General features: G+C 68.7%; 18 protein-coding genes. 10 read left to right on the top strand and 8 right to left on the bottom strand.

What is annotated here, in order from left to right; all coding sequences use genetic code 11:
* The first annotated feature begins 161 nt into the window (after positions 1 to 161).
* Positions 162 to 1,877 carry an ABC transporter ATP-binding protein gene (locus AC1C2S_RS10630; protein WP_495352489.1) on the top strand — a complete coding sequence of 572 codons (1,716 nt, stop codon included), beginning with the start codon at positions 162 to 164 and terminating at the stop codon, positions 1,875 to 1,877.
* Positions 1,874 to 2,080, top strand: a complete 207-nt coding sequence (locus AC1C2S_RS10625; protein ID WP_495352488.1) for a hypothetical protein — start codon at positions 1,874 to 1,876, stop codon at positions 2,078 to 2,080. Before AC1C2S_RS10630 ends, AC1C2S_RS10625 begins: the two co-directional genes overlap by 4 nt.
* Positions 2,081 to 2,099: 19 nt before the next feature.
* Here AC1C2S_RS10625 and AC1C2S_RS10620 read toward each other — a convergent pair whose 3' ends face one another.
* Complete coding sequence (locus AC1C2S_RS10620) at positions 2,100 to 5,435, bottom strand: family 78 glycoside hydrolase catalytic domain (protein WP_495352487.1); 3,336 nt, start codon at positions 5,433 to 5,435, stop codon at positions 2,100 to 2,102.
* A 242-nt stretch (positions 5,436 to 5,677) separates the two neighbouring features.
* Between AC1C2S_RS10620 and AC1C2S_RS10615 the strand changes: the two genes are divergently transcribed.
* The 4 genes from AC1C2S_RS10615 to AC1C2S_RS10600 all read left to right on the top strand — a co-directional run bounded on the left by AC1C2S_RS10615 (position 5,678) and on the right by AC1C2S_RS10600 (position 11,479).
* Positions 5,678 to 7,015 carry an ABC transporter substrate-binding protein gene (locus AC1C2S_RS10615; protein WP_495352486.1) on the top strand — a complete coding sequence of 446 codons (1,338 nt, stop codon included), beginning with the start codon at positions 5,678 to 5,680 and terminating at the stop codon, positions 7,013 to 7,015.
* Positions 7,016 to 7,076: 61 nt separating this feature from the next.
* Positions 7,077 to 8,039 (top strand): carbohydrate ABC transporter permease, encoded by a 963-nt coding sequence (locus tag AC1C2S_RS10610; RefSeq protein WP_495352485.1) that lies wholly within the window; start codon positions 7,077 to 7,079, stop codon positions 8,037 to 8,039.
* Positions 8,039 to 8,863: a carbohydrate ABC transporter permease gene (locus tag AC1C2S_RS10605; protein WP_495352484.1), complete on the top strand. Its 825-nt coding sequence runs from the start codon at positions 8,039 to 8,041 to the stop codon at positions 8,861 to 8,863. The genes AC1C2S_RS10610 and AC1C2S_RS10605 overlap by 1 nt, the downstream gene beginning before the upstream one ends.
* Positions 8,864 to 8,869: 6 nt before the next feature.
* Entirely contained in the window at positions 8,870 to 11,479 is a 2,610-nt protein-coding gene (locus AC1C2S_RS10600) for a family 78 glycoside hydrolase catalytic domain (RefSeq protein WP_495352483.1), read from the top strand.
* 50 nt (positions 11,480 to 11,529) lie between these two features.
* Here the strand turns inward: AC1C2S_RS10600 and AC1C2S_RS10595 are convergent, their stop codons facing one another.
* The 6 genes from AC1C2S_RS10595 to paaA all read right to left on the bottom strand — a co-directional run bounded on the left by AC1C2S_RS10595 (position 11,530) and on the right by paaA (position 16,580).
* Positions 11,530 to 12,315 (bottom strand): enoyl-CoA hydratase/isomerase family protein, encoded by a 786-nt coding sequence (locus AC1C2S_RS10595; RefSeq protein ID WP_495352482.1) that lies wholly within the window; start codon positions 12,313 to 12,315, stop codon positions 11,530 to 11,532.
* A gap of 234 nt (positions 12,316 to 12,549) precedes the next feature.
* Entirely contained in the window at positions 12,550 to 13,824 is a 1,275-nt protein-coding gene (paaE, locus tag AC1C2S_RS10590) for a 1,2-phenylacetyl-CoA epoxidase subunit PaaE (RefSeq protein WP_495352481.1), read from the bottom strand.
* Positions 13,824 to 14,336, bottom strand: a complete 513-nt coding sequence (gene paaD, locus AC1C2S_RS10585) for a 1,2-phenylacetyl-CoA epoxidase subunit PaaD (protein WP_495353237.1) — start codon at positions 14,334 to 14,336, stop codon at positions 13,824 to 13,826. The genes paaE and paaD overlap by 1 nt, the downstream gene beginning before the upstream one ends.
* 107 nt (positions 14,337 to 14,443) lie before the next feature.
* A complete protein-coding gene (paaC, locus tag AC1C2S_RS10580; RefSeq protein ID WP_495352480.1) occupies positions 14,444 to 15,301 on the bottom strand; it encodes a 1,2-phenylacetyl-CoA epoxidase subunit PaaC in 858 nt (285 codons plus the stop codon).
* Complete coding sequence (paaB, locus tag AC1C2S_RS10575; protein WP_495352479.1) at positions 15,298 to 15,603, bottom strand: 1,2-phenylacetyl-CoA epoxidase subunit PaaB; 306 nt, start codon at positions 15,601 to 15,603, stop codon at positions 15,298 to 15,300. Before paaB ends, paaC begins: the two co-directional genes overlap by 4 nt.
* A complete protein-coding gene (gene paaA, locus AC1C2S_RS10570; protein ID WP_495352478.1) occupies positions 15,603 to 16,580 on the bottom strand; it encodes a 1,2-phenylacetyl-CoA epoxidase subunit PaaA in 978 nt (325 codons plus the stop codon). Before paaA ends, paaB begins: the two co-directional genes overlap by 1 nt.
* 151 nt (positions 16,581 to 16,731) lie before the next feature.
* Between paaA and paaI the strand changes: the two genes are divergently transcribed.
* The 3 genes from paaI to AC1C2S_RS10555 all read left to right on the top strand — a co-directional run bounded on the left by paaI (position 16,732) and on the right by AC1C2S_RS10555 (position 19,347).
* On the top strand, positions 16,732 to 17,196 hold the full coding sequence (gene paaI, locus AC1C2S_RS10565) for a hydroxyphenylacetyl-CoA thioesterase PaaI (protein WP_495352477.1): 465 nt from the start codon (positions 16,732 to 16,734) through the stop codon (positions 17,194 to 17,196).
* Positions 17,197 to 17,280: 84 nt separating this feature from the next.
* Positions 17,281 to 18,618 carry a phenylacetate--CoA ligase PaaK gene (gene paaK / locus AC1C2S_RS10560; RefSeq protein WP_495352476.1) on the top strand — a complete coding sequence of 446 codons (1,338 nt, stop codon included), beginning with the start codon at positions 17,281 to 17,283 and terminating at the stop codon, positions 18,616 to 18,618.
* A gap of 99 nt (positions 18,619 to 18,717) precedes the next feature.
* Positions 18,718 to 19,347, top strand: a complete 630-nt coding sequence (locus AC1C2S_RS10555) for a TetR/AcrR family transcriptional regulator (protein ID WP_495352475.1) — start codon at positions 18,718 to 18,720, stop codon at positions 19,345 to 19,347.
* A gap of 22 nt (positions 19,348 to 19,369) precedes the next feature.
* Here AC1C2S_RS10555 and AC1C2S_RS10550 read toward each other — a convergent pair whose 3' ends face one another.
* Complete coding sequence (locus tag AC1C2S_RS10550; protein WP_495352474.1) at positions 19,370 to 19,570, bottom strand: hypothetical protein; 201 nt, start codon at positions 19,568 to 19,570, stop codon at positions 19,370 to 19,372.
* A 129-nt stretch (positions 19,571 to 19,699) separates the two neighbouring features.
* Here AC1C2S_RS10550 and AC1C2S_RS10545 point away from each other — a divergent pair, with 129 nt between their 5' ends.
* A complete protein-coding gene (locus AC1C2S_RS10545; RefSeq protein WP_495352473.1) occupies positions 19,700 to 20,773 on the top strand; it encodes an LLM class flavin-dependent oxidoreductase in 1,074 nt (357 codons plus the stop codon).
* Positions 20,774 to 20,817: the final 44 nt, after the last annotated feature.

The raw sequence follows: 20,817 nt of genomic DNA, 5'->3' as shown, positions 1-20,817 counted from the left end.
AGCATCCCTCCATGATGGCAGCTCAGTGAAACCTTTCATTCCTGCACTCCCGAGGTGACAGGCTCGAGCCGTCACGCTCTGGTCCGCACCCGCACCCGCCCCCGAGCTTCGGAGCTGTTGTGCACATCCGTGCAAGTCACCCCATCCGGTCCATCGGCAGCATGCTTCACCCTTATCGCCGTCGGGTCCTCGCGGCCGTGCTGTTCCATGCCGTCAAGGACTGCCCGATCTGGCTCGTCCCCGTCTTCACCGCGCAGATCATCGACACCGTCGTCTCCGGCGCGGAAGGCGGCGCGGCGGATTACGGGCGGCTCTGGCTCCTCGTCGCCCTGACGGTGCTCGTGCTGCTCCTGAACACGCCGAACCACATCTGGTACGTGCGGATGTACAGCAAGGCCTATCGCTCGGTCGCCGCCGACCTGCGCAATGCCTTGACCGGCCACCTGCAGGGACTCTCCATCGGGTACCACACGCGCAAGAGCGCATCGATCATCCAGACCAAGATCGTTCGCGACGTCGAGAACGTCGAACTGCTCATGCAGCAGGTCTTCCCAGTGGTGGCCGTCTCCCTCTCGATCCTGATCGGCTCGATCACCGTGACGGCGATCCAGGCGCCTGCCTTCCTCCTGGTCTTCGCCATCACCGTGCCCATCGCGGCCGGTCTCGTCGCGGGCATGCGCCACCGTGCGGCCCGTCGCAACGAGGCCTTCCGGCTCGAGATGGAGGACCTGTCTGCTCGAGTCGGCGAGATGGCCTCGCTCATCCCGATCACCCGCGCGCACGGGCTCGAACGCACCGCGTCGACCCGCGTGGCCGAGACGGCGGAGAACGTCAAGCAGGCCGGCCTCGCGCTCGACCGCCTCAACTCCCGGTTCGAGAGCATGTCGTGGGTCTCGTTCCAGGTGCTGTCGACACTGTGCCTCGGGCTGTCGGGATGGGCGGCGATATCGGGCATCGTGCCGATCACCGCGGGCCAGGTGGTGCTGCTCAGCACCTACTTCGCCACGCTGACGGGCGCGATCACCCAGCTCGTCGGACTCACACCGATCATCGCGCGCGGCGTCGAGTCGATCAAGTCCATCGCCGAAGTGCTCGAAGACCCGGACCTCGAGCGCAACGAGGGCAAGACCGTGGTCGATCGCGTGGTCGGTCAGATCGCCTTCGAAGGCGTCGGCTATTCCTTTCCGGATGCCGCGCGGCCGGCCATCGATCACATCGACCTCGATATCCAACCGGGCGAGACCGTGGCATTCGTCGGCGCGTCGGGCTCGGGCAAGTCCACGACGATCAATCTCGTGCTCGGATTCATCCGCCCCACTGCAGGCCGACTGCTGCTCGACGGTCGCGACATGGAACGCCTCGACCTGCGCAGTTTCCGTCGCTTCGTCTCGGTGGTGCCGCAGGAATCCGTGCTGTTCGAGGGCACGATCCGCGAGAACGTCACCTACGGGCTGACGGATGTCCCGGAGGAACGTGTGCGCCGGGCGCTCGTCGACGCGAATGCCGCCGAGATCGTCGACGAATTGCCCGAAGGGCTCGAGACGATGGTCGGCCAGCGGGGTGCGCGGCTCTCGGGCGGGCAGCGGCAGCGACTGGCGATCGCCCGCGCGCTCATCCGTGATCCGCGGATCCTCCTGCTCGACGAGGCGACGAGCGCGCTCGACAGCGAGTCGGAGGCGAAGGTGAAAGACGCGCTCGACACCCTCATGCGGGGTCGCACCTCGCTCGTGGTCGCGCACCGGCTCTCGACCATCCGGGGTGCCGATCGCATCGTCGTGATGGACCACGGGCGCATCGTCGAGGTCGGCGATCACGACGCCCTGCTCGAGGCCGGCGGGGCATACGCGCGCCTGCATGCCGCACAGCACCTGCCATGAACGAGACCGCGGCACCCGCACGGCTGACCAGCGGGGATCGCGTGCCGTTGTGGTCGACGTCGAACGAGCCGATCGCGTTGTGGGTCGGATACGGCATGCCGGTCTTCGCGCCGGGCCTCGACGACCCCGAACAGGGCAAGCAGGCGGACGAGCGAGCGTGCCTACAAGAAGTCGGCGTACTGGTACAAGACGCTCCCGCATGAGCGGGCGTTTCAGGTGGGCCTACGGCCAGGTGCGCCGCGCTCGAGAGAATCCGACGCGGCCGAGGTGGAATGACGCGGGCTGCTGCGGAGCCGCCGGGTGAGCGGCATCCGTCGTGGCTGCGGTGTCGAGGTATTCGAGCCCGGCCTCGATCGCGACCACCGAGGCTGCTCCGGCCCAGCCGACGAGGTCGAGCGTCGTACGGATCCAGCCGGCCGGCCAGAGCCGCTGGTTCGTCTCGAGAGTCGTGCCGTCCGCGGCGACGACACGGAGAACGGTCTCGACCGGTCGTGTCGGGCCGTCGAGGCACAGGTCGAACATCGCGAAGACGAAACGTGCATCCGACAGGTCGACGGGAACGGGCATCGTGATTCTGGCCAGCGGGCCGCCCGGGTCGACGGAGTCGGCGTCCGTGACGCGCAGAACCGGCCCTTCGAGCTGCGCGTGCGGCACCGGCATGCACTCCAGCCCATGCTCGACCACGGCGATCGACCCCGTCGAGCCGGCTGCCTCGAATCGCCCGTCGGTGATCGCCGACTGCAGGAGGGATCCGTCGCCGTCGACATCGGTCGATGACGGCGCCCACACCGGCGGATGCCACGGCGATTCCACCGCGGGCGGCACGTGTACGGGCACCGTCACCTCGGCGACGAACCGGTGCCGACCGGATCCGACCGTCTCTTCGGTCGCGCCGGGCAGCCGCACGACGGCCTCCGCGCCGACCGGAACGACCAGCTCGACCTCGAGTCGGGAGCCGTCGCGGCGCAATCGCACCTCGATCGAGCCGCGCACCGTGCGGGTCTCGAGCGCGAGGGTCGTGAGCCCGTCGACCATTCGAGGCTCGACGACGAAGCGCGAGAATCCGCCCGCGACAGGCCGCACGCCCGCGAGGGACTGCCAGGCCCATCCGGCGAAGGGGCCACCGAGACCGATGTGATCGAGGGAACCGGTGCCGGTGTTCTCGGGGTCGATCCACCAGCACTCCCAGAACGTGCCCGGCCCGTGGTCGAGCATGGCGCCGATGCCGGGCTCCGCGGGCTGGTGCAGTGCGTCGAAGAGCGCTTGCGAACGACCGTGGCGCGCGAGTGCGCGAACCACGGTGCGCGTCGTCGCGAAGCCCGACGAGACCCGATTGCCGCGGGCCCGCACGTCTCGTTCGAGCTGCGCCGCGACGACGGCCGACTCGGACGCAGTGAGCCATCCGCTCTCCAGCGCGATCGCGAGCGAGCCCTGAGAGCCGTTCCCCACCGACAGCCGTCCATCCGACGAGTCGACGAAGCTCGCTCGTGCAGCGCGCCGAAGATCGTCGCCCTGCGCGCGGCGTGCGGCCGCGGCATCCGTGTCGCCGACGAGCTCTTCGAACTCGGCGAGCACGCGCAGCGCATCGAGCGTCGCAGCGGTGTGGTGAAGTTCAGGCGGCGTCTGCTCGAGCGCGAGCCAGTCGTGGCCGTAGCTGATCGGCGAGCGGCCGATGGTGCCGTCGGCGCTCGCGCAGGAGAGCTGGAAGTCGACCCAGGCGCGCAGCGCCGGCAGCGTCTCGTGCACGACATCGAGGTCGCCGTAGTGCAGCCAGTGCCCCTCGAGCACCCGCTGCAGCGCGGCACCCCAGACCGGATCGGACGGGATCCGCTCTGCGCGCACATCTGGTGCGATCGCGGGAATCGCCCCGTTCGCCTGCCGGCTCGTGCGGAGGTCGCCGAGCCACTTCGTGAAGAACGCCTGCATGTCGAACGCCGAGAAGTCGAAGTCGGCCGCGCTCGCGGTGTCGCCCGTCCAGCCGGCCTGCTCGCGCGTCGGGCAGTCCTCCGGAATGCCGTGCACGTTGTTGAGCAGGGTCCGGCGGCCGCGCTCGATGAGCGTGTCGACGGCGGCGGCATCCGTGCTGAGCGTGCCGCTCGGGCGGAGGTCGCTGTGCAGCGTGCGCACCTCCACCCGCACGGCCACGCCGACCGGGATGCCGCGCACCTCGAGGTATCGGAACCCGTGGTAGCAGAACCACGGTTCGAGCACCCGGCTCGCCCCGTCGCCGTCGCCGTCGCCGATCGTGTACCGCACGGCCTGCCGCACCCGCCCCTGATCGAACGGCATCGTGAGGTTGGTCGTATCGAGCCGCCCGTCGGCGCCGACGTGCTCGCCGTGCACGGCCTCGATCACGGTTCCGGCCGGCAGGTCCTCCTCGAACACCAGGCGGCTGCGCCCCGCCACGTTGACCCCCACATCGAAGAGCAGCACGCCCGGCTCGGGTGCGGAGATCAGCGCCGGGGTGATGGTCTCGACGACGTGCAGCGGCGGGCCGGGGTCGGGCGACACGCACGCGGGGGGTTCGTTGAACCCGGCCGGGCGGTCGGCCGAGCGGTCGGCCGGGCGGTCGGCCGAGTCGTCGGCCGAGTCGAGTACGGCGATGGATGCCGCGGCGAACACGATCGCCCGGCCGGGCTCGTGCGCTTCGAGGTAGAAGGGGTCCTCGATGGTGACCGGGCCTGCGCCCGCGAGCATGCCCTCGCCGGTGCCGTGGAAGGAGCGTGAGCCGTCGCCGTGCTCGACCACCAGTACCGCGAGCACCCGCGGATCGAGGCCCGTGCGCTTCCACTCCCCGTGCGCAAGCGCGAGGTCGAGCGCATTGTCGCCGACCCGCACGAGATCGGTCACGTCGTAGCTGCGGAACAGCGCGCGGTCGGCATCGGTGCGCGACGGGTCGCTCGATGCGGCGTTGACCGGGCGGCCGTTGACGCTCGCGCGCACGAGCCCCTGGGCGGTCACGTGCAGGCGCGCGCGACGCGGTGCGCCCCCGACGGAGAAGGTGCGGCGGAGCACGCCGAGCGACGGAGCCGACACCCACCTCGCGCCGCCCCAGTCGGCGATCGTGTGCGGTCCGGTCTCGAGCGGCACGCGCTCCGACCATTCCGACCATTCGCCGTGCTCGTCGCGGGTGCGCACCATGACGAGGTCGTGCGAGTGGGCGGGGAGGTCGGCGGCGACCCGCACCCAGGGGTCGGCGCCTTCGACGACTCCGCTCGTCCAGACGGTCGCGGAACCCGTTTCGTCGAGCACGACCGCCTCGAAGGCGGTCTGCGACTGACCGTCGCGTAGGAGTGGCACCGTCCACGACACGCGAGGGCGGGCAGAGGTCGCGAGCGCGATGAAGCGGTCGAGGCGCCGCGTCGTGCGCGCGTCGACCCGCAGATCCTCCGCCGTCGTTCCGGCGTACGGATGTGGGGGGCGTTCGGCGGCCTCGCTTCGAACCGGGTGCTGCGCCGCCGTTCGATCGTCGTGCTGGGTCGTCACTCGATCGAGGTGCTCTGACACCATTCCGTCGGGTTGCTGCGCCGCCATTCGTTCCGGATGCTGCGTCGTCACTGACGTCCCCTTTCGTGCCGAGAATTATTGAAACGTATCACAATGCCTCCAGGCAACCACCGGAACGCCCGCCATTCCGCCCTCACAGCGGACCATCGCATTTTTGAAACGTTTTGATATCGGCGCTTGACATTCGGCCACGTCTGAAGAACCATGAACTGAAAGGTTTCAACAACGGTGTTGCCCACCAGGACGACGCCATCTCCTCCCTTGCACCCATCACAGGAAAGGAAATGTGGACAATGACGTCACGTCCTACACGCAACCGTCGACTGGCCGTCGCCGCCGCAGCGTTCGCGGTGTTGCCGCTGCTCGCGGCGTGCGGCAGCACGAATGCCGGCGGCGCCGCCGGCGAAGTCGAGGGCAGCAGCATCGTGCTCACGACCATCACGGGCCTCGAGCCCCAGTTCCAGGAGTACGCCGACGCGTACATGAAGGAGTTCCCCGACCGCAAGGTCGAGGTGCGCAGCACGACCGACGATGCCGCCGTATACGCGCAGCAGCTCGCGACCGCTCGTCTCAGCGGCGAACTCCCCGACGTGTTCTTCAACGTCGACTTCCTCGCCGACACGCTCGCGAAGAACAACGTGACCCTCGACCTCGGCCCGGGCATCGACGAAGGCAAGCTCGGCGACCTGACGATCGAGGACTTCCTGCCGCAGTTCGTGGGGCAGTACCGGCCGCTCGACAACCCCGACCAGGTGACCGGCCTGCCGGTGAGCGCCGACTCCGTCGGTCTGTACTACGACAAGACCGTTTTCGAAGAGGCCGGCGTCGACGAGTATCCCCAGGCCGACTGGACCTGGGATGACCTGTATCGGGTCGCGGAGGAGATCCAGACGAAGTCGGGCGGCGCCATCACGGGTCTCGCAGCCCCGTTGAGCGATGGCACCGCGCAGATCGTCTACGGCCCCGTCATCCAGGCCTACGGCGGATTCGTCTACGACGCGGATACCGGGAAATCCGGTATCGGTCAGCCAGAGGCCATCGAAGCCTGGACGAAGCTGATCTCGGCGTACGGCACCGCCTCCGGCGAGTACACCGCGACGACCGACGACCCGACGCTGAAGTTCGACTCGGGAAGCGTCGCGATGTCCATCGGCTCGCGCGGCGCCGTTCCGCAGACGAAGACGACGATGGGTGACCACGACTGGGACGTGCAGGTGCTTCCCACGATCGACGGCAATTCGACGGCCGGTGGCGGCTCGTACGGCCTCTCGATCGCGCAGACGAGTAAGAGCCAAGACGCCGCATGGGCGTTCCTCGCATGGTTCTACGACACCGACGCCGGCATGAAGGTCGCCCAAGAGGTGGGCGGCGTGATTCCGCCGACCGAAGACGGCATCGACAACGGCATCTGGAAGGACGGGACGCCTCCGCCCGCCAACATCGCCATCTTCGGCGAATCGGCGCGCACCGCGGTGCTGCTCACCCAGATGCCGGGCGCAAGCGCGAGTGTCATGTCCGAAGCGACCAAGAAGGCGACGCAGCAGGTGACGCTCGAAGGCCGTGACGTGGCCGAGGCGTTCCAAGAGGCCGAGGCGACCGTGAACGCCGCCATCGCCAAGGAACTCAAGTAAGTCGAGAATCGGGTGCGGGAACTTGCGTTCCCGCACCCGACTCCGTTCGAAGGATCCATCCGTGACCGCAACACCATTGACGGAGACGCCGCCTCCCCGCGCCGACGTGCCCCGTCCATCCCAACCGGCTGAGCATCTGTCGACCCGAAAGAACCGTCGGGTCGACGCCCTCACCGCGGTGCTCTTCGTCTCGCCCGCAATGCTCGGCTTCTTCATCTTCGTGATCCTGCCCGCCATCGGCGGCCTCGTGCTCTCGTTCTTCGAGTGGGACCTCTTCGGTACGCCGGTCTTCGTCGGTCTCGACAACATCACGCGGTTGTTCGCCGATCCCGACATGTGGCAGGCACTCGGGGTGACCGTGCTCTTCGTCGTGATGGGCGTCATCCCGACGATCGTCATCGGCTTCCTGCTCGCCGTCGTCGTGAACAGCAACATGCCCGGCGTCGGCGCGTGGCGCGTGCTCTACTTCACGCCCATGATCGCATCGGCGGCGGTGGCGTCCATCATCTGGGTGAACCTCTACAGCGGGCGCGGTGGACTCGTGAACCAGTTCCTCGCGCTCCTCGGCATCGACGGCCCCAACTGGCTCTCCGATCCGACGTGGGCGAGGCCCGCGCTCGTGATCATGATGATCTGGGGGGCCCTGCCGATCGTCATCATCCTCTACCTCGCCGGGCTCCAGCGCGTGCCTGAAGACATCTACGCCGCATCCGCGCTCGACGGCGCCGGAAAGTGGCGGCAACTGTGGAGCATGACCTGGCCGAACGTCTGGAGCACCACCGTGCTCGTCGCCGTGCTGCAGGCCGTGGGCTTCATCAGCGGCTCGTTCGAGATCGCCCTCATCATGACCGACGGCGGCCCCCTCGGCACGACCCAGTCACTCGCGCTGTACTCGTACAAGGTCGCGTTCACCCAGCGCGACATCGGCTACGGCAGCGCCCTCTCGCTCTTCCAACTCGTGCTGCTCATCGCCATCGTGCTGCTCTCACGAGCGATCGTCCGCTTCAGGAAGGAGCGCAGCTGATGCATCCGCGTCTCTACAACACCCTTCGCTACGCGCTCATCGTCGTCTGCGGCATCGTGCTGGCAGCACCGCTGCTGTACATGGTCTCGGGTTCGCTCAAGTCTGCAAGCGAGGTCAAGGCCTTTCCGCAGCCGCTGCTGCCCGAGACGCCGATCTGGCAGAACTTCGCCGATGCCTGGAACTTCCTCACCCCCCAGGTGATCGGCAACACCTTCATCTTCAGTCTCGGCATCCTGGGGCTCCAGCTCCTCATCTCGCTGCCGGCTGCGTTTGCGCTCGCGAAGATCCCCTTCAAGTGGACCGGAGCGATCCTCGCGACGCTCGTCGTGCCGATGTTCGTGCCCGGCAACCTCACCCTCATCCCGCTGTTCATCGTGACGTTCCAACTCGGTTGGCTCAACTCGTTCGCGGGGCTCATCATCCCGATGGCGGCGCAATGCGCCTTCGCGATCCTGTTGTTCCGCCAGTTCTTCGTGACCCTTCCCGCCGGTCTCATCGAGGCGGCTCGCATCGACGGCGCCGGCTGGCCGAGGGTATTCGTCTCGATCGCCCTGCCGCTCGCGAAGCCTGCACTGGCCACCTTCTGCTCGATCAGCTTCCTGACGGCGTGGAACATGTACATCTGGCCGCTCATCGTGGCGCCCAACCCCGCGCAGCGGGTTCTCAACGTCGCGCTCGCTCCCCTGGCGGGCGGAGAGAATTCGACCATCTCTCCTGCGGTCGGTCTGGCCGGCGCGGTGATCGCGATGATTCCGGTGCTGATCGTCTTCATCGTGTTCCAGAAGTGGTACATCAAGGGCGTCGTCGGAACCGGGCTCGAGTAGATGACGATGCAACACCCGGTGGCGCGCGACGGCGTCGCCCAGAACCTGCCTGCGTCGACGACGTCGCTCACGACGACGGCGCGCGTCATCCGGCTCCGGCTCGAGCAGGCCGAGACCGGTGCTGCACTCGGCACCGCGACGCCGCGACTCTCCTGGGTGCTCGAGACCGGCGATACCGGCTGGCGATCGGACCGCTACGAGGTCGAGTACAAGGATGCCTCCGGCGAGGCATCCATCGCCCTTGTTCAAAGTACCGACAGCGTGCTCGTCGACTGGCCGCTCGCGCCGCTCGAATCCCGCCGGCACGGCCGACTGCGCGTTCGCGTCGGTTCGGGTGCCCGGTGGACCGAGTGGAGCGACCCTGAACCCCTCGAGGTCGGCCTCCTCGGCACCGAGGATTGGACCGCGGCGTTCGTGAGCCCGATGTCATTGGGCGGGCTCGACGACGGGGCGCCGCTCCTCTTCACCGACTTCGCGCTCGACGAGCTGCCGGTGCGCGCCCGTCTCTATGCGAGCGCGCACGGCGTGTACGAGGCGTCGCTGAACGGCGCTCGCATCGGCGACGACGTGCTCGCACCCGGCTGGACCGCGTACGAGCACCGCTTGCGGTATCAGGCATACGACGTGCTCGCGGGGCTCCGGCGCGGAACGAACACGCTGAGCGCACTGGTCGGCAACGGCTGGTACCGCGGCCAGCTCGTCTGGCCCGGAAACCGTTCGAGCTACGGCACCCGGCTCGCACTGCTGGCACAGCTCGAGCTCGAGTTCGCCGACGGCTCGCGACGAGTGATTGCGACGGATGCCTCGTGGCGCGCGAGCCCGAGCGGCATCCTCTTCGACGACCTCTACGACGGCGAGCGGCGCGACCTGCGGGTGCCCGCCGAACCCGACCGCGCGGCGAGCGAGTCGGTCGAGGTGGTACCGGGCGACCACGCGCGACTCGTCGCCCGTCGCGGCCCGTCCGTGCGCGTGACGGAACGCGTGCCGGCGGCGGGAGTCTCGGTCTCCCCGTCGGGCCGGATGATCGTCGACTTCGGGCAGAACCTGGTCGGTTGGGTCGAGGTCGTGGTGCGGGGCGGCCGTTCGGGTGACGAGGTCGCGGTTCGCCATGCCGAGGTGCTCGAAGGGGGCGAGCTCGCGATGCGCCCGCTCCGCAGCGCGAAGGTCACGTCGACGTACGTGCTGAGCGGCGCAGAGGTCGAGGTGCTGCACCCCACATTCACCTTCAACGGGTTCCGATACGCCGAGATCTCGGGTGTCGCAGACCTCGATCCCGCCGATGTGACGGGTCTCGTGCTCGGCTCCGCGCTGCGCCGGACCGCCTGGTTCGAGAGCTCCGATCCCCTCGTCGACCGGCTGCACGAGAACGTCGTCTGGGGAATGCGCGGCAACTTCCTCGACCTTCCGACCGATTGCCCGCAACGCGACGAACGGCTCGGCTGGACCGGCGACATCCAGGTGTTCGCGCCGACCGCCGCCACATTGTTCGACACGTCGGGCTTCCTGGCGGGGTGGTTGGAGGATCTCTCGGCCGAGCAGCATCCCGACGGCGGCGTGCCCTACATCATTCCCGACGTCCTGCGTGAAGAAGCCCCCGCCGCCGCAGCGTGGAGCGACGCCGCCACGATCGTGCCGTCGACCCTCTACTTCGCATACGCCGATCGAGACCTGCTCGAACGGCAGTACCCCTCGATGCGGGCGTGGGTCGACAAGGTGACGAGCCTCGCCGGCGACGACCACCTCTGGAACACCGGCTTCCAGTTCGGCGACTGGCTCGATCCGACGGCACCGCCCGAGGAGCCGGCGAAGGCCGCAGCCGATCCGTACGTCGTGGCAACGGCGTACTACGCACGCTCGGCCGGTCTGCTCGCGGCCGCGGCGACGACGCTCGGGCGCACCGACGATGCCGAACGCTACGCAACGCTCTCCGAAGAGATCACCCGCGCGTTCAACCACGAGTACGTCACCCCCGGCGGGCGCGTCCTCAGCGACTGCCAGACGGTCTACGCGCTCGCGCTCTGCTGGGATCTCATCGCCGACCCCGCAGCGCGGAGCGCCGCGGGCGACCGCCTGGTCGAGCTCGTCATCGCGGCCGAGTACCGCGTCGCCACCGGGTTCGTCGGCACGCCGCTCATCCTCGATGCACTGTGCGTGGCAGGTCGCCCCGACGTCGCCCACCGCATGCTGCTCGAGACCGCACCGCCGTCGTGGCTGTACGCCGTCACGATGGGCGCCACCACGATCTGGGAGCGATGGGACTCGATGATGCCCGACGGCACCGTGAATCCCGGCACCATGACGTCGTTCAATCACTACGCGTACGGCGCGGTCGCCGACTGGCTGCACCGATCGGTCGGAGGTCTCGCTCCGGCTGCGCCGGGCTGGCGGCGCGTCACCGTGCGACCGCTCGTGACGGGGCAGCTCTCGCACGCGCGCGTCGCCTTCGACTCGCCCTACGGCCGCATCGCGAGCTCGTGGCGCATCGAAGCGGGCCGCGTGCTGCTCGAGGTCGAAGTGCCGTACGGCGTCGTCGCCGAAGTGTGGGTGCCCGGTGCCGGCGCTCCGGTCACCGTCGGACTCGGCGTGCACCACTTCGAGGGCACGCCGATCTCGTGAGTCGATCTCGAGAGTCGATCTCGAGACGCTCGCTGACGCTCGTTACTCGATCAACGTGAGCCCGTGAAGACCGGCTTTCGCTTCTCCTGGAACGCGGCGAAGCCCTCGCGGTAGTCGACCGTGTCGCAGAGCGCGGCCTGCGCACGGTTCTCCTCCGCCATCGACGCCCAGAGCCCGAGCCGGTCGTCGCGGAGCGCGGCGATGAGTCGCTTCGAGGCGACGAACGCCTGAGTCGCTCCGGATGCCGCGGCGCGGGCCGCGGCGCGGGTGGCATCCGTCACCTCGTCGGCACCGAAGACCTGCGAGAACAGCCCTGCGGCGACCGCCTCCGACCCCGACATGAGCCGGCCCGTGACGATGAGGTCCATCGTTCTGTGCGCGCCGAGGCGCTCGAAGAACAGGGCGTGGCCGCCCGAGTCGAGGGTCGCGCCGAGATTCGCGAACGGCGAGCCGATCTTCGCGGTGTCGGCGACGTAGACGATGTCCGACGCGATGAGCAAGCCGAGGCCGACGCCGAGGCACGCGCCGTGCGCGACGGCGAACGTCGGCGCGGGGAATCCCGCCATGCGCTGCAGCAACGGCTCGACGAGTCCTCCGAGGTAGCCGAGTACGTCGTCTTCACGCGGGTCGACGCCCGAGATGTCGCGGCCGGCGCAGAACGCGCGCCCTTCGCCGCGCAGCACGAGCGCACGCACCTCGCCGAGCTGCGACATCCGCTCCGCTTCGACGTACGCCGCCGACAACTCGGCGATCGCGGCGGGGTCGAGCGCGTTGAGCTTCTCGGGCGCGTTCAGCACGATCTCGGCGACGCCCTCGTTCACGTTCAGTTCAACCATCGCTACAACCATCGCTACTCCTTCGTTCGCGGTTCTGGTTCCGTTCATTTCGCTACCGGGGTGCATTTCCGCCAATCGGGGCCTGATACGAGCCCATTCTGGCGGGAAACCACCCCCGGAGCCATTTCGCTACCGGAGTGCATTTCCGCCAATCGGGGCCTGATACGAGCCCATTCTGGCGGGAACCCACCCCCGGAGCGGTGAGGTGGGAGAGGTGCGTGACGTGCGTGAGGGTTACACGTCGTAGTCGACGACGACACGGTCGGACTTCGGATGCGACTGGCAGGTGAGCACGTAGCCGCGCTCGAGTTCGTCGGGTTCGAGCGCGTAGTTCTCGGTCATCGCAACGTTGCCCTCGACGAGGCGCGCGCGGCACGTGCCGCACACTCCGCCGGCACAGGCGAACGGCACATCGGGCCGCACCCGCAGCGCCGCATTGAGAATGGACTCGTTCGCGCTCACCGGGCTCTCGACCGTCGTCGACTGCCCGTCGAGGGTGAACTCGATCGCGACGGTCGGCTCGCCGCGCTCGACGATGACGGGCCGCCCGTGCCGCGGTTCGACCCGGTCGGCATCGGTCGTGAACAGCTCGTAGCGCACGTGCTTGACCGGCACGCCCCGCTCCGCGAGGGTGTCGCGGGCGAGCTGCACGAGCTCGAACGGCCCGCACAGGAACCACTCATCGACCGTCTCGGGCCTGATCAGCACGTCGAGCATGCGCTCGAGCTTCTCGCCGTCGATGCGCCCCGACAGCAGCGGCGCGGTGCGCTGCTCGCGCGAGAGCACATGGTGCAGCGCGAGGCGCGACGGGTAGCGGTCCTTCAGTTCGGCGAGCTCTTCGAGGAACATCACGTCGAGCGTCGACCGGTTCGTGTAGACGAGTTCGAATTCGGATGTCGCGGAGCGGGCCAGCACCGTATGGGCGAGCGCCATGAGCGGGGTGATGCCCGAGCCGGCGGCGATGCCGACGACATGCTTGCCGTCGAGCGCGTCGAGGGTCGAGGTGAACGTGCCCTGCGGGCTCATCACGTCGAGCATGTCGCCCGCGGCGAGCTCGGTGTTCGCCCACGTCGAGAAGAGGCCGCCGAGGTCGCGCTTGATCGCCACCGAGACGCTGCCCCGCACGGGCGGGCGGCAGATCGAGTAGCTGCGTCGCAGCTCATGGCCGTCGAAGTCCTTGCGGAGGGCGACGTACTGCCCGGGCAGGTAGGTGTACTCGTCGGCGAGCTCGTCGGGCACTCCGAAGGTGACCTCGACGGCGTCGGCAGTGAGCGGGCGCACCTCGGCGACCTCGAGCGCGTGGAACCGGGCTCGCCGACGGCTCGGGCTCGGCGCGCCCTCGGCGGTCGCCGTCTCGCCGCCGACCGTGCTCGCGAGGAACGCCGAGGCGACCGCCTCCTCTGCTGGTCGACTCTCGGATGCGGCGAGATCCGGTGCGGGGGTCTCGATACGCTCGCTGACGCTCGCTACGCGACCAGCGGAAGCGGCGCCCAGGTTGCGCGCCCCCATCAGAGCACCTTGAAGTAGTCGAAAGGCTCGAGGCAGTCACGGCACTCGTAGAGCGCCTTGCACGAGGTCGAGCCGAAGCGAGCGAGCTCGCGCGTGTTCAGCGAGTCGCAGCGCGGGCACTTCACCGCGAGCTGCAGGCGCACCGGCCCCGCCGGGCGGGCGGCGGCGTTGCCCGTCGGCGCTTGGATGCCGTAGCGACGGAGCTTCTCCTTGCCGGCCTCGCTCATCCAGTCGGTCGTCCACGCGGGGGCGAGCACGAGATCGACCCGCACCTCGTCGTAGCCGGCATGCGTGAGCGCGAGCAGCACGTCGTCGCGCATGGCGTCGAGCGCGGGGCATCCGCTGTACGTGGGCGTCAGTTGCACCCGTACGGCGCCGTCGCCGCCGATGTCGACCGAGCGCAGCACGCCGAGGTCTTCGATCGTGAGCACGGGGATCTCGGGGTCGGTCACGGTCGCCGCGACGTCCCACGCGCGCCGCGCCGCCGGGTCGGCGGGCAGCGGCCGCGCCACGGAAGCCGTTGGTCGAGTAGGCGGCGCAGCCGTCGTTTCGAGACCCGTCTGCGTCTCGATACGCGTCGCCTCCGGCGGCGCTACTCGACGGGCGTTTGCGGCCGCGATCACCACGACACCCCCGGGTGCGCCCGGGCGAGCACCTGCATCTCCGCGAGCAGCGGGCCGAGGTGCTCGGTGTGCCGGCCTTCGCGGCCGCCGCCCGAGGCGATGAACGCCGTGCGACCCGTCGGACGCTCGAGCGCGGCCTCGGCGAAGACCTCGTCGATGACGGCGTCGAACACTGGGCGCAGCGTCGAGGGCAGCACCGCGATGCCGTCGTCAGCCAGCTGCTCGACGAGCACGTCGTCGACGAAGAGTTCGTCGATGTACGGCCAGGTGTCGATGATCGCGGTGATCATGCGGCGACGCGACTCATCGGTGCCGCCGGCGAGCCGCAGCACCCACTGGGTCGCATGGTCGCGGTGGTAGTCGACCTCCTTCACCGACTTCGCGGCGATCGCCGCGAGCGTCGGATCGGCCGAGTCGACCAGACGCGAGTACAGCTCGTACAGGTACACGGATGCCGCGAGCTGACGCGCGATCGTGTGGGCGAAGTCGCCGTTCGGCTGTTCGAAGAGCCAGGCGTTGCGCCAGTCGGGCTCATCGCGCCAGTAGGCGAGGTCGTCTTCGCTGCGACCGCTCGCGGTGCCCGCGTAGTGCAGAAGCGAGCGCGCGTGGCCGATGAGATCGAGGGCGATGTTGCCGAGAGCGACGTCCTCTTCGAGCTCGGGGGCGTTGGCGATCCACATGCCGAGCTGCTGGGCGAGCACGAGGGCGTCGTCGCCGAGGCGCAGCGCGTACTCCGCTGCATCCGTCGGCGCGACCGCCGTGGTGCCGTCGGCCGCGGTGCCCGCGAGCTCGTCGGCGAGCGCGAGCCGATCGACGGAGACCTCGCCGTGCGATTCGGGGTCGGCGCCGCTCACAGGTGCTTCACCCCTTCGCTCTTCGTGTAATAGACGGCGTGCCGGTAGTTCTTACCGGCCGGGCTCTCGAAGAACGCACCCTTCGCATCGGGGTCGCTCGTGGTGATCGCGTCGGCGGGGACCACCCAGATCGAGATGCCCTCACCTCGGCGGGTGTACAGGTCGCGCGCGTTGCGCACGGCCATGTCGGAGTCGGGCGCGTGCAGCGAGCCCACGTGCACGTGGGAGAGGCCGCGGTTGGCGCGCACGAAGACCTCCCACAGGGGCCAGGACTCGGTGCCGATCTCGCCGGGGGTCGACATCACGCCACCGCCGCCTGGCGCGCAGACTGCTTCGCGGAGTACGCCGCTGCGGCCTCGCGCACCCAGGCGCCGTCTTCGTGCGCCTCGCGCCGACGGCGCAGTCGCTCGGCATTCGCGGGGCCGCGACCGGCGAGCACCTCGTTGAATTCGTGCCAGTCGATCTCGCTCATGTCGTACTGCTTCGTCTCGTCGTTCCACGCGAGGTTCGGGTCGGGCAGCGTCACGCCCAGCACCTCGGCCTGCGGCACGAGCATGCCGACGAAGCGCTGGCGCAGTTCGTCGTTCGAGAACCGCTTGATGTTCCACGCCATCGACTGCGCCGAGTTCGGCGACTCGTCGTCGGGCGGGCCGAACATCATGAGCGACGGCCAGTACCAGCGGTTCACGGCGTCTTGCGCCATCTCGCGCTGCGCCTCGCTTCCCTGCATGAGTTCGAGCAGGATCTCGAAGCCCTGGCGCTGGTGGAACGACTCCTCTTTGCAGATGCGCACCATCGCCCGGCCGTACGGGCCGTAGGACGCACGGCACAGCGGCACCTGGTTGCAGATCGCGGCGCCGTCGACGAGCCACCCGATCGCGCCCATGTCGGCCCACGTCGGGGTGAGGTAGTTGAAGATCGACGAGTAGCGCGCCCGGCCGGTGATGAGCTGGTCCATCATCTCTTCGCGGGTGATGCCGAGCGTCTGCGCGGCCGAGTAGAGGTAGAGCCCGTGGCCTGCTTCGTCTTGCACCTTGGCCATGAGGATCGCCTTGCGCTTGAGGCTCGGCGCCCGCGCGATCCAGTTCGACTCGGGCTGCATGCCGATGATCTCGGAGTGCGCGTGCTGGCTGATCTGGCGAATGAGCGTCTTGCGATACGCGTCGGGCATCCAGTCGCGCGGCTCGACGCGCGAGTCCGCGGCGATGAGGTCGTTGAACTGCTCTTCCTCGGGGGAGAGGTCTCGTTCGACCACGCTGAGGTCTGCGGGAGAGGTCATCGTCGACTCCTGTGTGTTCTGCGGCTTTCGCCTGGTATGCGGGCGCTCGTGGCATCCAACATTACTAACCGATCGTTCAGTTAGTATATAGTCAAGTCGAGCGCCGCAGCAACGACGTGCGAACGCGTGAACTCGATGAGGAGCTTCAGATTTGGATGCCGCGACCACTGCCGCGACGACTGCCACGACAACCGGCACGACGACCGGCCCGGCCTCGAACCGTGCCATGATGCAGCGCGACCTCGCCTCCGCCGCGCTCGGCATGGTCGTCGAGCGCGACGAACCCGGCATCGCGGTCGTCTCGATGCGTGTGCGCGACGACATGACGAACGGGTTTCACATCACCCACGGCGGGCTCGTCTTCACCCTGGCCGACACGGCCTTCGCGATCGCCTGCAACGAAGACGACACCGTCACCGTCGCAGCCGGCGCCGACATCACCTTCCTGAAGTCCACGGTCGCCGGTCAGACCCTCACGGCGACCGCGGTGCGCCGCACCCGCAGCGGGCGCACAGGCCTCTACGACGTCTCGGTCACCGACGAGCACGGCGACCCCGTCGCCGAGTTCCGCGGCCGTTCGATCTCCACCAACCGCAGCCACCCGTCGGTCGAGTAGCGGAGCGTATCGAGACCTCGCGAACTCGAAGGTCTCGATACGCGCTTCGCGCTACTCGACCAACGACCGATCCAGGAGCACCCCGTGTCGACGACGACCATCTCCCCCAGCATCTCGGGCCTCGCCCCCGCCACGCCCGAAGAACTCGACCCCGAAGAACGGATGTCCCGCTCCGAGGTCGAGGCATTGCAGCTCGAGCGACTGCAGCAGACCGTGCAGCACGCCTACGAGCACGTGCCGCTCTACACGAAGAAGTTCGACGATGCGGGCGTGCACCCCCGCGACATCCGCTCGCTCGCCGATCTTGCGAAGCTGCCCTTCACCACGAAAGCGGACTTGCGCCAGACCTACCCCTTCGGCATGTTCGCCGTGCCGATGGAGCAGGTCGCGCGCATCCACGCATCGAGCGGCACCACCGGCCGGCCCACGGTCGTCGGCTACACGAAGGGCGACCTCGACCGCTGGGCGACGCTCATCGCGCGGTCGCTGCGGGCCAGCGGCATCCGCCCGGGCATGAAGGTGCACAACGCCTACGGCTACGGTCTCTTCACCGGCGGTCTCGGCGCGCACGCCGGCATCGAGAAACTCGGCGCGACCGTCATCCCGATGTCGGGCGGGCAGACCGCGCGGCAAGTGCAGCTCATCGTCGACTTCGAGCCCGACGCGATCCTCTGCACGCCGAGTTACCTGCTGACGATCGCCGACTGCATGGTCGAGCAGGGCATCGACCCGCGCTCGACGAGCCTCAAGGTCGCCGTGCTCGGCGCCGAGCCGTGGACGAACGAGATGCGGCGCGACCTCGAGCAGCGCCTCGGCATCGACGCGCTCGACATCTACGGCCTCAGCGAGGTCATGGGCCCGGGCGTCGGCAACGAGTGCCTCGAGACGAAAGACGGGCCGCACATCTGGGAGGACCACTTCCTGCCCGAGATCATCGACGGCGAGACCGGTGCGCAGCTCGCCGACGGCGAGATGGGCGAACTCGTCTTCACCTCGCTCACGAAAGAGGCGTTCCCGGTCATCCGGTATCGCACGCGCGATCTCACGCGACTGCTGCCCGGCACGGCGCGCCCCGGCATGCGTCGCATCGAGAAGATCACCGGCCGCAACGACGACATGATCATCCTGCGCGGCGTGAACCTCTTCCCGACCCAGATCGAGGAGATCGTGCTCGGCATCGAGCAGCTGACGCCGCATTTCATCCTCGAGCTCACCCGCACGGGCACGATGGACGACCTGACCGTGCGCATCGAGCGCCACCCCGACCTCGACGTCGACGTCTGCCAGGCCGCCACGATCGTGCTCGCCAAGCGCATCAAGGAGGGCATCGGGTCATCCGTCGCCGTGGTGCTCGAGGAGCCGGGGGCACTCCCCCGCAGCGAGGGCAAGTACAAGCGCGTCTACGACCTGCGCACTCCGTGACGACCACACGCCTTTCGAGAGGATGCAAGTTGTTGCAACACCGACGCCCAAGCGACCATCTGCGTCCTCTCGGCGCGCACGGATGCGAAGATGAGGGCGATGTCTGAGAACGGATCACTTCGGCGCGGGCGCCCGGGTTACGACCGGCAGGGCATCCTCGAGGTCGCCGTCGCCGCCTTCAACCAGTACGGCTACGACGCGACCTCCATGGGTGTGCTCGCCGACCGACTCGGCCTCTCGAAGTCGGCGATCTACCACCACTTCGCGTCGAAAGACGAGATCCTCGAGCGCGCACTCGATGAAGCGCTGAGCGCGCTCGAATCCGTATTGAGCGAAGCGGATGCCGCGGGCGGGCGTGCGACCGACCGTGTCGACCGTGTGCTGCGCGGCGCCGTGCAGGTGCTCGTGTCGAAGCTCGCCTCCGTGACACTGCTGCTCAGGGTGCGCGGCAACACCGAGGTCGAACGCCGCGCGCTCGCCCGGCGCCGCGCCTTCGACAAGGCGGTCACCGCCCTCGTCGAGGAGGCGCAGGCCGAGGGCACGTTGCGCAGCGACATCGATGCGAGCGTCGTCTCACGCCTGCTGTTCGGCATGATCAACTCGATCGTCGAGTGGTATCGACCCGGCGGGCGTGAAGACGCCGACAAGCTCGCCGACGACGTCATCGCCGTCGCGCTCGACGGCCTGCGCATGCCCACCTCGAACCGGGTCGAAGAGCTGCTCGGCTGACGGGCTCGACCCGAGAGCACGGCTACGCGGTGGCGCGACCGCTGGTGGACGTGGCGACCTGACGGGTGCTTCGGCGCGAGGCCGAGCGGTGAGGCAGCGGCTCCGCGGCCGATGCCGCCTCTTCACGACGCTCATCCACGACCCTGCGCCACTCCAGTTCGCGTGTCAGGCGCTCGTCGTTCGCTGCCTGCAGGTGCGGGAAGATGATTTCCGAGATGAACATGTCGACTCCTGTGTGTGTATGTCTCGAGATTCCTCGCTAAGGGGGGCACCAGGCATCCGCTCATCGCCCTATTCCTCGCGGCGACCAGCCCGCGCGTCTGAGGTAGGGCACGAGGTGGGGAATGGTCGGATGCCTCGGAGCGCTGTAGTCAAGGTGAAGCAACGCATCGGGTTCCTCTCGTTCGGCCACTGGCATCCCTCGCCGCAATCGGGCACGCGCACCGGCGGTGACGCACTCGTGCAGGCGATCGAACTCGCCGTCGCGGCCGAAGAGCTCGGCATCGACGGCGCGTTCTTCCGCGTCCACCACTTCGCCCGGCAGCTCGCCTCGCCGTTCCCGCTGCTCGCCGCGATCGGCGCACGCACGAGCCGCATCGAGATCGGCACGGGCGTCATCGACATGCGCTACGAGAACCCGCTCTACATGGCCGAGGAGGCCGCCGCGGCCGACCTCATCAGCGCCCACGCCGGCGGCGAGGGCCGCCTGCAGCTCGGCGTGAGCCGCGGGTCGCCCGAGACGGCGCTCGACGGCTCGCAGACGTTCGGCTTCGTTCCGCCCGAGGGTGAAACCGATGCCGATCTCGCCCGTGCGAAGACCGAGCTCTTCCGCGCAGCGATCGCGGGCGCGGGCGTCGCTCCGGCGAACCCGCAGATGACCGGCTCGACCGGCCTGCTGCCGATCCAGCCGCAGTCGCCGGGCCTGCCCGATCGCATCTGGTGGGGCTCGGGCACGCGAGCCACCGCGAAATGGGCCGCCGAACAGGGCATGAACCTCATGAGCTCGACCCTGCTCACCGAAGACACCGGGGTGCCGTTCGACGAGCTGCAGGCCGAGCAGATCCAGATCTTCCGCGATGCGTGGGCGGATGCCGGGTGGGAGCGCACCCCGCGAGTGTCGGTGTCGCGCAGCATCCTGCCGATCATGAACGACGAGGACCGGATGTACTTCGGCGAGCGCGAGTCGTCTGACTCCGAAGACCAGGTCGGATTCCTCGACGGCGGCCTCGCCCGATTCGGCAAGAGTTATATCGGCGAGCCCGACAAGATCGCTGCCGACCTCGCGAACGACGCTGCCGTCGCGGCATCCGACACTCTGCTCGTCACCGTGCCGAACCAGCTCGGCGTTGCCTACAACACGCGACTGCTCGCGGCGATCGCCGAGCACGTCGCGCCCGCGATCGGGTGGGAGCGGGCCGAGCGCTGAATCAGCTCTTGCCCAGCCGCTTGTCGGTCGCGTGGGCCAGAGTG

It is taken from the genome of Agromyces sp. Y782 (assembly GCF_059445405.1).
The sequence above is the reverse complement of the archived record's forward strand: the minus strand, read 5'-3'. Positions and strand labels throughout refer to the sequence as shown.